Below are 13,317 nucleotides of genomic sequence, written 5' to 3'. Positions count from 1 at the left end.
AGATATCAAAGAATTACTTCTGCCCGTAATAAGCATTCGGCCCATGTTTGCGGCTGAAATGCTTATCCATCAGATACCCGTCAATGTGGCGTAGCCGTGGGTTAATGCCACAGGCGATCCACGCCATTTTTGCCACCTCTTCCATCACGACGGCGTTATGCACTGCATCGACGGCATCTTTGCCCCATGAGAAGGGCCCATGCTGATACACCACGATCCCAGGCGTATGCAGCGGATTAGTGTCGCCTAGCGTTTCCACAATCACTTTGCCGGTGTTGAGCTCATATTCTCCAGCGACTTCAGCGGCGGTTAGGGCGCGAGTGCAGGGGATATCACCAAAGAAATAGTCTGCATGGGTAGTGCCAAGCGCGGGAATGGATAACCCTGCCTGCGCCCATGCGGTAGCGTGAGTGGAATGGGTGTGCACAATGCCGCCGAGGTGTGGATAGCGGCGGTAGAGTTCAAGGTGCGTCGGCGTATCGGAGGAGGGACGATAGCGGCCTTCGACGATATTGCCCTGAAGGTCTACCACCACCATGTCTTCAGCCTGCATGGTTTCATACGGCACGCCGCTCGGCTTGATAACTACCAAACCGCGCTCGCGATCGATCGCGCTGACGTTGCCCCATGTGAACGTGACCAGACCGTAATGAGGGAGGGCCATATTGGCGTCAAAAACCTGCTGTTTGAGCTGCTGCATTAGAGAGTCTCCTCAACCTGAAGCCCGGCGTTGGTCATACGCTGTTTCACCCAGTCGCGTGCGGCCTTAACTTCTTTGACCGGATCGGCAGCCGTTTCACTCCACATTTCAATCAGATAAGGGCCACAGTAGCCGGTTTCTTTGAGGGTGGTAAAACAGCGTTCAAAATCAACGACGCCGGTACCAAACGGTACGTTTTTGAATACGCCTGGCTGAGTATCTTTGACATGAACCGCCACAATGTGGCCGCTTCCAGCCTGTAATTCCATTTGCACATCGTTATCCCACGCAGAGAGATTGCCGATGTCTGGATAGAGCTGGAACCAAGGATTATTCAGATAATGGGCATAGCCCATAGCTTTACTGATTGAATTCATCAGCGGGTAGTCCATGATTTCCATGGCCAACGTGACCTGAGCACGGCTAGCCATCTCGACCGACTGTTTCAATCCTGCGCGGAAGCGTTCGCGGGTCGCGTTGTTGGCTTCTTGATAGTAAACGTCGTACCCTGCGAGCTGGATCACCCGAATGCCGACGTCTTGTGCCAAGCGAATAGCCTTGCGCATGATTTCTAGGCCTTGAGCACGAACGCTGTCGTCTTCAGAACCCAAAGGGAAACGGCGATGCGCGCTTAGGCACATCGAGGGGACGCGCACGCCGGTTTGGGCAATGGCATTCACCAATGCCAAACGCTGTTCACGACTCCAGTCAAGCCGTGCCAGACGTGCATCGCTTTCATCAACTGACATCTCGACAAAATCGAAACCGAGTTCGGCTGCCAACTGCAATCGAGGCAGCCAGTCTTCTCCCGCAGGGAGCGCTTTTTCGTAAATTCCGAGAGGAACGGCTTTCTGGAGCATGATATTTACCTTAGCCCCACAGCTGGGCGATAGAACGTTTGAATTGGCGAGCCGCTTCAACTGGGCTTGCGGCATCGCGAATGCTACGGCCAGCGATAAATACGTGAATTGGGATGCCTTTAAACAGCGGCAAATCTTCTAACGCCAATCCACCGGTGACGGTGACTTTAAAGCCCATATCGGCGAGGCGGCGGATAGCGGAGATATCGGCTTCACTCCATGCAACGCCAGCGGCCTGCGCATCACGGCTGCGGTGATAAACCACCTGCTGAATGCCTGCGGTACGCCACTCTGCGGCTTGCTCCCATGTCCAAAAACCGGTCAGCTCAATTTGTACGTCGCCGTTGAACTCTTTCGCGGTGTCGAGTGCGCCTTTGGCGGTGTTGATATCGGCGCAGCAAATAACGGTGACCCAATCCGCGTTGGCTTCAAAACACATGCGCGAGAGAATTTTTCCTGCGTCGGCGATTTTGGCATCGGCCAGTACGATTTTGTGTGGATAGAGCGCTTTTAGATCGCGAACGGCGCGCACGCCTTCACCAACGCAAAGGATTGTGCCGACTTCAATAATATCGACTTCTTCGGCAATCAGGCGGGTGGTTTTATACGCGTCGTCTAGGGTTTGGTTATCTAAAGCAACTTGCAGCATCGGTAATGAATGAGACATTTTTCTACTCCAAAAGCCAATTTTTGGCATGATCTTCCCTAGCCTCCCGTTTTAAGGGAGGTGCAAATTGGTACATTGCATTCCCTCCCCAATGCAGGGGAGGGCTAGGGCGAAAGGTAAGCGTTAGGCCTGTGCGGCGTTGGTCTGATCGATCAGATCTAAAACATCCTGTTCGGTGCGGCATGCACGTAGACGATCAAAGTTTGCTTCGTCTTCGAATAGGTTAACGATCTGCATGATCCCCACCTCTTGGTGAGTGTTGGCATCAACGGCAGCCATAGTGATCAGGATATCGACGGGATCGTTATCTTCATGATTAAACGAAAGCGGCGTTTTTAGCGTGACTAGCGAGAACCCTGTTTTCTTCACGCCCTCTTCTGGCCTGCCATGCGGCATTGCTAAGCCGGGGCACAGCACGAAATAAGGCCCGAAGCGCTCAACGCCGTCCAAAATGGCTTGATAGTAACGCGGCTCGACGACGTCGGCCTGCACCAACAGATCGACACCAATTTTTACCGCTTCCTGCCAAGTGTTTGCCTCGGCCTGCAAACGAATGGAGTGGTTTTGTGCCAGTGAATCGCGCAGTTTCATATCTACTCCTATGACTTAATATCTTTAGGGAAGTGCGCTGTAATCACATCCATCAGCTTAGGGCCGAAGTCGGCGGCAGAAAGCATGTTGCGCACGCCAACCACGTATTTATTGCCCGTAACCGTAATTTCATCGGCGACATGGGTCGATGCAATGATGATGTCAGCACCGCTGAGTTCCGATTTATATTCTCCAACGGCGCAGCTATTAACGCTGTGGTCGATATTTTGCTGCGTCAGAAACTGGTCAACTTTCATTTTCATAATCATGGAACTGCCTTGCCCACAACCGCATACCGCGAGGATTCGTACTGTCATGATTTGTGCTCCAGTTAATTAATTTGTAGAAGATTCGTTGAGTGCTATTTTTTCGGCGTCTTCTTCGGCTCGTAGAGTACGACCCGCGAAGAACATATAAATCAGTGCAATAACGATAATGACGCCCATAAACCACAGACCAAGGGTAAATCCTTGCATAATCGGTGGTGCCAAAATTGACCAGTCAGCCATTCCCATCCATGCGCTCAGCCCAGTGAGTTTTATCGCCCATACGCAGCCAAAGATTTCAACCATGCCCATCAGCAGGCAGATTTTCAGCGCTGCTCGCCAGCCACCATAGTGGTTAGCAAATACGCCGATGGTTGCGTTTGAGAAGAACATCGGAATGAATCCCGGAATGATCATGATTGAAGAACCGATTCCAACCAAAATGCCGACGGCGATGAGCTGTCCGATGGTACCCCACATGAATCCCCAAACTACGGCATTAGGCGCGAAGCTGTAGATGGCCGCACAGTCGATTGCCAGTACAGCTCCTGGAATCAGGCGCTGAGAAATCCCGTTGAAGGCTTCAGAGAGTTCGGCCACGAACATACGCACGCCTTGGATGATGATGAAAATGGCGACGGCGAATTGGAAACCAGTTTGTAGGATATAAATCGTCCAGTGGGTTTTTCCTGCCATTTTTTGTACGGTATCAATCCCAAAGGAGCACAGGATTGCGCCGAAGAAAATGGTCATGACGATGGCGGTGGACACAATATTGTCGTGGAAGATGTTGAGCCAGCCGGGGAGTTTTAACTCTTCAACGCTCTCTTCTTTTTTTCCCAGATAAGGTGCGATTTTACAGGCTATCCATGCGGCAAACTGTTGCTGGTGGCCGATTGAAAACCCGCAGCCTTCGGTAACATCCTGCGTGGGTTTAAACATCATATTGGAGGTTATACCCCAATAGAGAGATACCAGAATTGCGGTGCAGATGATGGTTGTCCACATCGGGTAGCCGAAGATATAGAAAAATACGGCAATTAGACCCGCCTGCTGAAACATGATGTGACCAGTGAGCATAATGGTGCGGATGCCGGTCACGCGGCGGAAAAGCACGTAGAGAATGTTAAGCGCTAGAGCGAGAAGCACGGCGTAGCCGACCCAGCTATAAGCATCCCCCATACGTTCGACGGTCGCCATCATTGCTGCATAAGTATCTGAGATGGCACCGTTGATGCCATAGACTTCGGATAATTTGGCAACAACAGGTTTAAATGTGCCCGTCAGGATCCCCGAACCGGCTTGCAGCAGCATAAAACCGATGATGGTTTTAATGGTGCCTTTGATAATGACCGTTGCACTCTTGCGTAACAGCAAATATCCCAAACATGTCACGATGCCCAGTAGCAGTGGGGCGTTGGTCATGACCTGATTAAAAAATATGGTGAAGATGTTGTAGAGGGTTTCCATAAAGCACTCCGCTCGGCTTTTGGCTTTCATTCCTGCCGTGTTTTTCTTTCTTGTGTCACAGACAGGTTCTGTTTTGTACAAAATCACTCTAGCAATCACAAAGAATCACTTAAAGATTTAATTTGATTATTTGTGATTTGTATCTCAACTTGAATTGTGTGGATATAAAATAAAAGATGAAAAGTAACGGTGTGTTTGTTTTTACTATTTAAAACAAAATATTACCTATTCATGAGGCGAGTTTTAGCGTTTATGATTGTTTTAAGTGATGGTTTTTATGTGAACTAAATCATAAAAAATTTGCTTTTGCTCAGTCACGTAATCGTGGTAGATTTTTCACAACAAATCATATTTAATCTTTTTGTGATTTATATTGATTAATTAGCGCGAAGGTAACGCTATTTACTTATCGCAGACGTGAATATTATGAGGGGCATACCATGAGTAAGATTGAAAGCATCAGCCGTGAGTCTTGGATCCTGAGCACATTCCCTGAGTGGGGTTCTTGGCTAAACGAAGAAATCGAACAAGAGAACGTTGCTCCTGGAACTTTTGCGATGTGGTGGCTAGGCTGCACAGGCATTTGGCTGAAATCTGAAGGTGGTGCCAATATCTGCGTCGATTTCTGGTGCGGCACAGGAAAACAGAGCCACGGTAACCCGCTGATGAAAGATGGTCATCAGATGCAGCGCATGGCTGGGGTGAAAAAACTACAGCCTAATCTGCGCACAACGCCGTTTGTACTGGATCCTTTTGCAATTCGCCAGATTGATGCAGTGCTTTCTACTCACGATCATAATGACCACATTGACGTTAACGTTGCCGCTGCGGTAATGCAAAACTGCGACAGCAGCGTGCCGTTTATTGGCCCGCAGACCTGTGTGGATTTATGGATTGGCTGGGGCGTGCCACGTGAACGCTGTATCGTCATGAAGCCCGGTGATGTGGTGAAAATCAAAGATGTTGAGATCCATGCGCTTGATGCTTTTGACCGTACAGCGTTAATTACGCTGCCAGCAAATGAAAAAGCAGCCGGTGTTTTACCCGATGGCATGGATAAACGTGCTGTTAACTATCTATTTAAAACATCTGGTGGAAACCTGTATCACAGCGGAGATTCACATTATTCTAACTACTACGCTAAACACGGCAATGAGCATAAAATTGATGTGGCGTTAGGATCGTATGGAGAAAATCCGCGAGGTATTACGGATAAAATGAACAGCTCTGATATTCTGCGTATGGCTGAGTCGCTTAAAACTCAGGTGGTGATTCCTTTCCACCATGATATCTGGTCAAACTTCCAAGCCGATCCACAGGAAATTCGTGTGCTGTGGGAGATGAAGAAAGATCGCCTGAAATATGGCTTTAAGCCGTTTATTTGGCAGGTAGGAGGCAAGTTTACCTATCCGTTGGATAAGGATAATTTTGAGTATCATTATCCGCGTGGGTTTGATGATTGTTTCACCATTGAGCCGGACTTGCCGTTCAAATCATTCTTATAGTTATCAGTATAATATCGGTATCTCAAGCCGGGCTATATGCTCGGCTTTTGTGTTTTTAAGCGTGTTATTTTTGATCGTTTTCAAATATAATCACCAAATAATCATTTATGCGCTGGAATTAATCATGACTGAATCGCAAAGACACCAGACTTTACTGGAAATGCTGCAACAAACGGGGTTTGTTACCGTTGAGCAGGTGATTGATCGCCTTCAGGTTTCTCCTGCAACGGCGCGTCGTGACATTAATAAGCTCGGCGACAGCGGCAAACTGAAGAAAGTTCGCAACGGCGCAGAAGCCGTAAGCCAAAACCGTGTGGCTTGGACGCCGATGAACATTCATCAGGCACAGAATCATGAAGAAAAGGTTCGCATTGCGCGTGCGGCTTCACAGCTGGTTAAGCCAGGTGAAAGTATCGTGATTAATTGTGGATCGACAGCCTTCACGCTGGGGCGTGAAATCTGTGGTAAAGATACTCAGGTGATCACTAACTACCTGCCGCTGGCCAATTTTTTGATTGAGCAGGAGCACGATAGCGTTGTCATTATGGGCGGCCAATATAACCGCAGTCAGGCGATTACGCTGGCACCACAGGAGGGCGAATCTTCTCTTTATGCGGGACATTGGATGTTTACCAGCGGCAAAGGGTTGACCGCCGAAGGCTTGTATAAAACCGACATGCTCACGGCGATGGCCGAGCAGAAGATGTTGAACTACGTGGGAAAATTGGTGGTATTAGCCGATAGCAGCAAAGTGGGCCAGCGTGCTGGTATGCTGTTTAGTCGCGCAGAGCAGATTGATATTGTGATTACTGGCAAAGACGCCGACGAGAAAGTGATTGAGCAATTGAAAGCGCAGGGCGTTGAGGTGATTTTGGTTTAAGTCGTACCCGATTTTAAAAGCCCTGCTTCTTAGCAATAAGAGCAGGGCTTTACTATTAGCAGCGGCTAATATTAGTAGTAAGAGTGCTCGCCGCGCTCGTGTTCAGTGAGATCGCGCACTCCCTTGAGTTCAGGGAATTTCTGCAGCAGTTCTTTTTCGATGCCTTCTTTTAGCGTGTAATCGACCATAGAACAACCGTTACAACCGCCACCGAATTGCAGAATCGCAATACCTTCTTCGGTGATTTCCATCAGCGTCACTTTGCCGCCGTGGCCAGCCAGCTGTGGGTTGATCTGTGATTGCAGCACGTATTCAACGCGTTCGATCAACGGTGCATCGTCATCTACTTTGCGCATTTTGGCATTTGGCGCTTTCAGCGTTAGCTGAGAGCCCAATTGGTCGGTCACAAAATCGATTTCCGCGTCTTCCAGATACGGCGCACTCACGTCGTCAACATAGGCCGATAATTTCTCAAAATCGAGCTTGGTATCGTTCGCTTCTACCGCATCCGGTGGGCAATAAGACACGCCGCATTCAGCGGTTGGAGTGCCTGGATTGATAACGAAAACACGGATTTGGGTGCCTGCTTCTTGGTTTGCCAGCAGCTTGGCAAAGTGCTCTTGGGCAGCTTCGGTAATACGGATCATGGCATTTGCTCAATAGTTGACTTATCTGGTTGGTTATAATACGCCGATTGCAAAGTGCTCACAAGGTTCTACAAAGGCATACAACTTGTATGGATTTAGCGCCTTGGGCAAGAAGAAGGCGGCTAACTTCTCCCATCGTGCTACCAGTGGTAAGCACGTCATCGACCACTAAAACATGTTTGCCGCTCAGATTTTGTTGGCAGCTGAATGCATTGCGCAAATTACGTCGCCGTTGGATCGCATTGAGACTCTGCTGTGGTTTGGTTTTCCGCGTGCGTTTAATGACATCGGGGAAATAGGCGCACCCTAGCCATTGGGCTAGAGGGCGAGCTAAGCGGTCACTTTGGTTGAATCCTCGTCGCCATTGGCGTTGATGATGCAAAGGGATCACGGTGATAAGATCGGGTTTTGGCAGGTGCCGAGTACGGCGTGCGTACAGATAACTCAACAGCATCAGGCGCGAGAGTGCCGATGCGATTTGCCATTTGCCCTGATATTTTAGACGATGCACTAACTGGCGGAGCGGGGGCTGATAATCACTAACAAATATCAGTTGCTGCCAGTAAGGTGCCTTTTGTATGCAGCGGCCACAGGCTCGCGTGGTGTGCTCGCTGGGTAATCCGCAGCAGGGGCAAACTCGAGGTTTTAGCAGGCAGGCCGCGGAACAAAAGCTACAGATCCCTTGCGTAGGCATGACGAGCGGGAGCTGGCAAATCCAGCAATGCGCGCTGAGGTTAAACATATTTCTCCTCCTGAGATAATACTAAACAGACGGACAATACCTGATGAATAAGCTTTATTGGCATACCTGTGGCGAAGGCGATCGCGATCTTGTGTTATTGCACGGATGGGGATTGAACGCAGAGGTATGGCGTTGCATTTTGCCGCGATTGAGTACGCAGTTTCGTGTACATCTCGTCGACTTACCGGGCTATGGGCGCAGCCAAGGCTTTGGTGCTTTAACGCTAGAGCAAATGAGCGATATTGTCGTGCAGCAGGCGCCTGAAAATGCGGTTTGGCTCGGTTGGTCCATGGGCGGCTTGGTGGCCAGTGATATTGCACTGCGTTACCCAGAACGTGTTGCCGCGCTGGTGACCGTATCGTCGTCGCCATGTTTCACCGCTCAAGGCGAGTGGCCGGGTATAAAAAGTGAAGTGTTAAGCGGGTTTCAACGCCAACTGAGTGAAGATTTTAAACGTACCGTAGAACGTTTTTTAGCCTTGCAAACCTTAGGTACGGAAAGCGCTCGACAGGATGCGCGTATTTTAAAAGACGTGGTACTAACTCAGCCGATGCCTTCCGTGGAGGTATTAAACGGTGGACTCGATATTCTGCGCTCCGTGGATTTACGTGAGCAAATAGCTGGTTTGAAAATGCCGTTGCTGCGTATTTACGGTTATTTGGATGGATTGGTGCCGCGTAAGGTTGCTGTGCTGCTCGATGAATCTTGCCCCAATAGTGAGTCTGTTGTTATTCAGAAATCAGCGCATGCGCCGTTTGTGTCACATCCGGGGGAATTTTGTGGGGTATTGGAAGAGTTTGTTAAGGTAATTATTTAGGTTTCGGTGAAAATCTCGGGTGCCTTTATTAGAGTGGTGAAGGTTTTCGTCCGCCCATGAGCAAATACGGCTCTATGAAACCGCTGGCGTAGGCGTCCGACGAGAGGTTGCCAGCGCGCAACCTCTTGACTCTCGCGTTTTTTACCGAGCCGTTTGTCCGACCGGTCTCGGAGCGTACATCCTTTACGCCCTCAACCTGCCACCAGCATCCCTGCTGGCGGCTCTAAAATGCATTCTTTAAACATAAAAAAGCAAAAGACATTTTTGTCTTCTTATCTTTTTAGTTTATTTCTCTATTTTTCTTTTAATAGTTTAAGTCTTGGTAGGAAGAGCCGCCGGTACAGGGATGTACCGGCGGAGTTTGGGGCGCCCTGGATGGGCGATACCAAACCGGAGCGGAGATGGCGTCACGGATAAAAAGCGCGAGGATTGAAGGGGCGCGCGCTGGCGCCCCTCATCGGACGCCTTCGACTTAGTTTGTATATGAATACCGTTACTGATAGGCGGTCGAAACCTTACATCGTGATTACATAAAGAATAGGCGAACGAAACCTTACACCACAAGCTCATAGACATTCAGTGAACATTTTTCGCCTGATACACCACCATCTCACAGTTCTTACTGGTTTCAGGGCAGCCTTTGCAACTGCCGCTGACACAACCGTTGTCGATATCATCGACCTTTTCCACACAACCCATTTGCTCTAAGCGTTGTAGCATCGCCAGCACCATGGCTGGCGATCCGTTGACTTCGCGGCAGAGCTGGTTGAGTTCGATACGGCCATGTAGGGCCACCGTATCGCGTACTTTTAACAGGCTTGCCATATGTCGTCCTCTTTGCTCAATGACGCGTAGCTGCCACTAGTGGCAGCTACCTTTTCCGGTATCGCAGCAGCATTCGCTGGCCGGATCATTGACTAAGCGTACGGTCACACGGTCGCGTGAGCGGCGTAGTGCAACTAACACCAGCGCATTGAATATCACCACCGCTGCAATCGTGATTGAGCTGTACTGCGGATGAGAGGCGAAATTAGCCACCTGATAGAACACGGCTGCCAGTGAGTAGGCGACGTTGAGTCCCCACAGAATGGAGAAGGTCATCCAGCCACGGCTGCTTTCACGCGCAATCGCACCCATTACCGATACGCAAGGTACATACAGCAGCACGAAGATCAGATAAGCATAGGCGGCGCTGGCGCTGCCGAATTTGCTGCCCATCACGCCCATGGAGCCAGATTCCATTTCGCCGTCGCCTTTGCTGGCTTCAATTGGGTTAGCAAACACGCTTAGGCTGAAGGTGTCTTTCAGGCTCTGCCAAGTTTCACCAACTGCACCTTCAAGTCCACCAATCAAGCTGTATGCGGCTGGATCAAACTCCTCTTCATGGATTTGCTCAGCGGTATACAGGGTATTCAACGTCCCCACGACCACTTCTTTCGCCATCGCACCGGTCACTAAACCAACGGTAGCCTGCCAGTTGTCGCTATGCACGCCGATCGGTTTCAGCAACGGTGTCATCACTTTACTCACTGAAGCCAGCGCTGAGTCGTTGATGCTATCAACGGCTTTACCACTAAAGGAGAAGCTATTGAGCGCGCCAATGAAAATACTGACGATGATGATGACTTTACCGGCGCGCATCACGAAGCCTTTCAGGCGCTGCCAAGTTTGCAGTAGCAGGCTTTTCAGGTGTGGTACGTGATAAACCGGCAGTTCCATCACGAACGGTGAGGCTTCGCCACGCATGATTGTGTGTTTGAGCATCAGTCCGGTCAGAATCGCCATCACAATGCCGAGCATATATAGCGAGAAGACGACCAGTGCGCCGCCCTGACCAAAGAATGCGGCAGAGAAGACGGCAAAAATGGCCAAGCGTGCGCCGCAGGACATGAACGGTGCCATCAATACGGTGATTAAGCGTTCACGAGGTGCATCCAGAGTACGAGCACCCATCACGGAAGGCACGTTGCAGCCAAAGCCAACGATTAAAGGAACGAATGATTTACCCGGCAAGCCCAACGCCTGCATCATGCGGTCGACCACGAAGGCGGCACGCGCCATGTAGCCGGAATCCTCAAGGAAGGAGAGGAACAGGTACATCATGCCGATTTGTGGCACGAGCGGCAGCACGGTGTTGATACCGCCACCGATCCCTTGAGCAAGGAAAATGGTTAGCCATTCCGGGAAGCGCAGGGTGTATCCAACCCATTGTAAACCCTGAATAAATATGGTTGATGAACCCACATCAAACAGCGGCTGAAGTGCGCCACCGATGTTGATCGCCAGAACGAACATCACATACATCACCAGCAGAAAAATAGGTATTCCCAGCCATCGGTTAAGAATGATGCGGTCCAGTTTTTCCGTCAAAATATTCGGCAGTGCGGTGGCCGTGTTGCTCACAGAATCACAGATATCGGTGATGCTTTTATAGCGTGAGTCAGCAATGATAAGCGCCGGATCTTCGTTAAGGGTGCGCTTTAGCGTTTCCTGAACTTCTGGCAGGATTTTCAACGCATTACTGGCGCGAGTGGAGCTATAGATGTCTCCTTCGAGCAGTTGCAATGCCAGCCAACGACGTTGCTGAACGGCAAGCGTATCCGGCATGGCCTGAGACAGGCGATCGACCTGACCCAACAGCAGCGGCGGATATTCAACCAATGCTTCAACTGCGCAGGTTGGAGGCAAATCAATGGCTTTTTTCAGCTCGGCGATTCCGTTGGCGCGCGTGGATACTAAAGGAATGACCGGGCAACCAAGGCGTTTGGACAGCGCATCAATATCAATATCAATTTTCTGGCTGCGAGCAATGTCCAGCATGTTCAGTGCAATGATGCACGGGATACCCAGCTCAAGCAGCTGCAAAGTCAGATAGAGGTTGCGTTCTAGGTTAGATGCATCAACCACGTTGATGATTAAATCAGCGTCGCCGCTCAGGATGTAGTGACAAGCAATCTGCTCGTCCAGCGACGTTTGCTCAGAAATTGTGGTCAGGGAGTAAGTTCCTGGTAGATCTACCAGTTTGACCTGATTTTCTAGGGTAGAAAAATGGCCTTCCTTGCGCTCCACGGTGACGCCAGCCCAGTTACCTACGCGCTGCCTAGCGCCCGTAAGCTGGTTGAATAACGTGGTTTTTCCCGAGTTGGGGTTACCGATTAACCCGATGGTGAGCTGTTTCATAATCCAACATTGTATAAGAAGAGTTTGTCGTCGACGACAAGACCACAGGCCGTACTGTCGCCATCCCTAAAAATGGCTGCTGGTAAAAGGTCAGCAGCAAAGTGAGTCGTTTATTTATGCGCCGCTAGCGGTAATCTGTGAGGTGACGACGTGAGTCTGATTGGCGTCTGCCTGAGCGATTGGCTCAATCATCAATAACTCCAGATCTTTTTTACGCAGCACAAGGCTGACGCGGCGAGACTTCACCTCAATGGGATCGCCTAGCGGTGCAATACGTACCACGCTAAATGGAGAACCAGGCAAAAAACCCAGAGAAAGTAATTTCTGACGATAGGCAGGGCTAATTAAAGGCGAGAAGCCAATGATTTTATATTGGTGGCCCGGAAGAAGCTGATGCATAAAAAACCTTCTTACATTCGGTAATTTGCTACGAGGAAACACTCGGGTCTGAAGTTTATAGGTCAGACAGGAGAACCGGATTATCTTTATCCTTGGCGATAGCGCCGTGCATTCTAGATAGGTGATGCAAGTTGGCAACAGAGAATGCGTAAAATAATAATATTGAGAATTATTATTATAATCACAGGGCAAAAACCGCCGAGTTCATACTGAAGTGTGTTTCCAGTGCTCTCGGCGTTTCAACTATGATTCGGTCCTTATTATGCCGTTTTAGCACTATTTTTCAGCTATCGCAAATGAGAATCATTGGTTAAAACGGTTAAGGATTTGTTCTTATTTTCATGATTTATGCGTTTGAATTAAGGCGATATACAAAGCATATATTCAATATATTTGATGGAATCAATAGCAAATGTAGGGGTAAGCGGCGATTTGAGAATTAATAACGGCGGTTTGACTGCGTGGCGGGAATATTTGTGCGTTAATAAAACTGAGTTTCGAAATATTAACGGTGTTAAAAATTACGCTTTAAAAATAAATCCATTAACTATTTATTTTCAATGCAGATACATATGCATTTGAACTTTACGTGT

Annotated in this window: 14 protein-coding genes; 3 read left to right on the top strand and 11 right to left on the bottom strand. The window is 49.3% G+C overall.

Annotated features, from left to right (window positions below):
• Window positions 1-13: 13 nt before the first annotated feature.
• The 6 genes from CPY98_RS19275 to ulaA all read right to left on the bottom strand — a co-directional run bounded on the left by CPY98_RS19275 (window position 14) and on the right by ulaA (window position 4,554).
• The gene (locus tag CPY98_RS19275) at window positions 14-700 is read right to left on the bottom strand and encodes an L-ribulose-5-phosphate 4-epimerase (protein ID WP_040047022.1); all 687 of its coding nucleotides are present in this window, start codon (window positions 698-700) and stop codon (window positions 14-16) included.
• Complete coding sequence (locus CPY98_RS19270) at window positions 700-1,560, bottom strand: L-ribulose-5-phosphate 3-epimerase (protein WP_043489451.1); 861 nt, start codon at window positions 1,558-1,560, stop codon at window positions 700-702. The genes CPY98_RS19275 and CPY98_RS19270 overlap by 1 nt, the downstream gene beginning before the upstream one ends.
• 10 nt (window positions 1,561-1,570) lie before the next feature.
• Window positions 1,571-2,227: a 3-keto-L-gulonate-6-phosphate decarboxylase UlaD gene (locus tag CPY98_RS19265; protein WP_096388616.1), complete on the bottom strand. Its 657-nt coding sequence runs from the start codon at window positions 2,225-2,227 to the stop codon at window positions 1,571-1,573.
• Window positions 2,228-2,350: 123 nt separating this feature from the next.
• Entirely contained in the window at window positions 2,351-2,818 is a 468-nt protein-coding gene (ulaC, locus tag CPY98_RS19260) for a PTS ascorbate transporter subunit IIA (protein ID WP_025799335.1), read from the bottom strand.
• 8 nt (window positions 2,819-2,826) lie between these two features.
• Window positions 2,827-3,135: a PTS ascorbate transporter subunit IIB gene (gene ulaB, locus CPY98_RS19255; RefSeq protein ID WP_025799334.1), complete on the bottom strand. Its 309-nt coding sequence runs from the start codon at window positions 3,133-3,135 to the stop codon at window positions 2,827-2,829.
• Between the two features lie 18 nt (window positions 3,136-3,153).
• Window positions 3,154-4,554, bottom strand: coding sequence for a PTS ascorbate transporter subunit IIC (gene ulaA, locus CPY98_RS19250; protein ID WP_043489449.1), 1,401 nt, complete (start codon window positions 4,552-4,554; stop codon window positions 3,154-3,156).
• Between the two features lie 440 nt (window positions 4,555-4,994).
• Here ulaA and ulaG point away from each other — a divergent pair, with 440 nt between their 5' ends.
• Window positions 4,995-6,059, top strand: a complete 1,065-nt coding sequence (gene ulaG, locus CPY98_RS19245; protein ID WP_096388615.1) for an L-ascorbate 6-phosphate lactonase — start codon at window positions 4,995-4,997, stop codon at window positions 6,057-6,059.
• Window positions 6,060-6,183: 124 nt separating this feature from the next.
• Window positions 6,184-6,939 (top strand): HTH-type transcriptional regulator UlaR, encoded by a 756-nt coding sequence (gene ulaR, locus CPY98_RS19240; RefSeq protein WP_025799328.1) that lies wholly within the window; start codon window positions 6,184-6,186, stop codon window positions 6,937-6,939.
• Window positions 6,940-7,010: 71 nt separating this feature from the next.
• Here the strand turns inward: ulaR and nfuA are convergent, their stop codons facing one another.
• Window positions 7,011-7,586 (bottom strand): Fe-S biogenesis protein NfuA, encoded by a 576-nt coding sequence (gene nfuA / locus CPY98_RS19235; protein ID WP_025799326.1) that lies wholly within the window; start codon window positions 7,584-7,586, stop codon window positions 7,011-7,013.
• Window positions 7,587-7,644: 58 nt separating this feature from the next.
• Window positions 7,645-8,328, bottom strand: coding sequence for a DNA utilization protein GntX (gntX, locus tag CPY98_RS19230; protein ID WP_096388614.1), 684 nt, complete (start codon window positions 8,326-8,328; stop codon window positions 7,645-7,647).
• A gap of 43 nt (window positions 8,329-8,371) precedes the next feature.
• Between gntX and bioH the strand changes: the two genes are divergently transcribed.
• Window positions 8,372-9,145, top strand: a complete 774-nt coding sequence (gene bioH, locus CPY98_RS19225) for a pimeloyl-ACP methyl ester esterase BioH (RefSeq protein ID WP_096388613.1) — start codon at window positions 8,372-8,374, stop codon at window positions 9,143-9,145.
• A 576-nt stretch (window positions 9,146-9,721) separates the two neighbouring features.
• Here bioH and CPY98_RS19215 read toward each other — a convergent pair.
• The 3 genes from CPY98_RS19215 to feoA form a co-directional block, all read right to left on the bottom strand.
• Window positions 9,722-9,970, bottom strand: coding sequence for a FeoC-like transcriptional regulator (locus tag CPY98_RS19215; RefSeq protein ID WP_043489442.1), 249 nt, complete (start codon window positions 9,968-9,970; stop codon window positions 9,722-9,724).
• A gap of 36 nt (window positions 9,971-10,006) precedes the next feature.
• Window positions 10,007-12,325 (bottom strand): Fe(2+) transporter permease subunit FeoB, encoded by a 2,319-nt coding sequence (gene feoB, locus CPY98_RS19210; RefSeq protein ID WP_096388612.1) that lies wholly within the window; start codon window positions 12,323-12,325, stop codon window positions 10,007-10,009.
• A gap of 114 nt (window positions 12,326-12,439) precedes the next feature.
• Window positions 12,440-12,724, bottom strand: a complete 285-nt coding sequence (gene feoA, locus CPY98_RS19205) for a ferrous iron transporter A (RefSeq protein WP_025799318.1) — start codon at window positions 12,722-12,724, stop codon at window positions 12,440-12,442.
• Window positions 12,725-13,317 lie beyond the last annotated feature (593 nt).

The sequence above is a fragment of the Hafnia sp. CBA7124 genome (assembly GCF_002355555.1).
In the GTDB taxonomy this organism is placed as follows: Bacteria; Pseudomonadota; Gammaproteobacteria; order Enterobacterales; family Enterobacteriaceae; genus Hafnia; species Hafnia alvei.
This window is presented reverse-complemented; position numbering and strand designations above follow the sequence as displayed.

What these genes read in the sequence shown, in the direction of transcription:
- gntX (WP_096388614.1), bottom strand. Translation starts at nt 8,328, where the DNA reads ATGTTTAACCTCAGCGCGCATTGCTGGATTTGCCAGCTCCCGCTCGTC.
- CPY98_RS19215 (WP_043489442.1), bottom strand. Translation starts at nt 9,970, where the DNA reads ATGGCAAGCCTGTTAAAAGTACGCGATACGGTGGCCCTACATGGCCGT.
- ulaG (WP_096388615.1), top strand. Translation starts at nt 4,995, where the DNA reads ATGAGTAAGATTGAAAGCATCAGCCGTGAGTCTTGGATCCTGAGCACA.
- bioH (WP_096388613.1), top strand. Translation starts at nt 8,372, where the DNA reads ATGAATAAGCTTTATTGGCATACCTGTGGCGAAGGCGATCGCGATCTT.
- ulaA (WP_043489449.1), bottom strand. Translation starts at nt 4,554, where the DNA reads ATGGAAACCCTCTACAACATCTTCACCATATTTTTTAATCAGGTCATG.
- ulaB (WP_025799334.1), bottom strand. Translation starts at nt 3,135, where the DNA reads ATGACAGTACGAATCCTCGCGGTATGCGGTTGTGGGCAAGGCAGTTCC.
- feoB (WP_096388612.1), bottom strand. Translation starts at nt 12,325, where the DNA reads ATGAAACAGCTCACCATCGGGTTAATCGGTAACCCCAACTCGGGAAAA.
- CPY98_RS19275 (WP_040047022.1), bottom strand. Translation starts at nt 700, where the DNA reads ATGCAGCAGCTCAAACAGCAGGTTTTTGACGCCAATATGGCCCTCCCT.
- nfuA (WP_025799326.1), bottom strand. Translation starts at nt 7,586, where the DNA reads ATGATCCGTATTACCGAAGCTGCCCAAGAGCACTTTGCCAAGCTGCTG.
- CPY98_RS19265 (WP_096388616.1), bottom strand. Translation starts at nt 2,227, where the DNA reads ATGTCTCATTCATTACCGATGCTGCAAGTTGCTTTAGATAACCAAACC.
- CPY98_RS19270 (WP_043489451.1), bottom strand. Translation starts at nt 1,560, where the DNA reads ATGCTCCAGAAAGCCGTTCCTCTCGGAATTTACGAAAAAGCGCTCCCT.
- ulaC (WP_025799335.1), bottom strand. Translation starts at nt 2,818, where the DNA reads ATGAAACTGCGCGATTCACTGGCACAAAACCACTCCATTCGTTTGCAG.
- ulaR (WP_025799328.1), top strand. Translation starts at nt 6,184, where the DNA reads ATGACTGAATCGCAAAGACACCAGACTTTACTGGAAATGCTGCAACAA.
- feoA (WP_025799318.1), bottom strand. Translation starts at nt 12,724, where the DNA reads ATGCATCAGCTTCTTCCGGGCCACCAATATAAAATCATTGGCTTCTCG.